The organism is Cyanobium sp. NIVA-CYA 375, assembly GCF_056108345.1.
The window spans coordinates 1-518 of sequence record NZ_JBSYHW010000438.1 but is presented as its reverse complement, the minus strand read 5'-3'; the positions used below and the strand labels follow the sequence as shown (position 1 = coordinate 518).

The window sequence follows — 518 nt, the reverse complement described above, 5'->3', positions numbered from 1 at the left end:
CGAAATCAATTCTTCGATATTGCAAGAAATATAATCCAGATCAAATCCTAGTAGTTTTCTTTGACGCGATTCAAGTAAATCCATCTGGTATTCTTAATGATATTCACTCTTTTCTTGGATTGTCTCGAGTCGATGTTGATGTAGATCAGGCAAGTAAGCCAGTAGATCGGGCGCTTAATCCGATTCCAATGCCAGCATCATTGCGATCACGCATCTTAAGTGGATATAGAAGAGAAATTGAAATTCTTGCGGAAACATTTGGGGGATATCCTGTATCATGGCTGGGAGATACAGATCAAGCTAGCAATAAAGTTACTGCCGTGACGTTATCAAGTGGCATGGTCTCTGGCCTGATCAATCAACATGTAAAACCTCTAGGATTACGCCCTCGACGTCAGGATAAAATCTTTTGCATTTCCATGCAGAGAAGTGGTACTACATCCGTTGGAGACTGGCTTGAATCACATGGATTATCCCGTGCAGGTTATCCAACATCACAGAAATTAGGGTGGACTAAT

The 518-nt window shown here is 41.3% G+C and carries 1 protein-coding gene; it reads left to right on the top strand.

The window, feature by feature from the left end:
• A partial coding sequence (locus AC01FP_RS19010; RefSeq protein ID WP_474482532.1) for a hypothetical protein occupies positions 1 to 518 on the top strand: 518 nt, incomplete at both ends.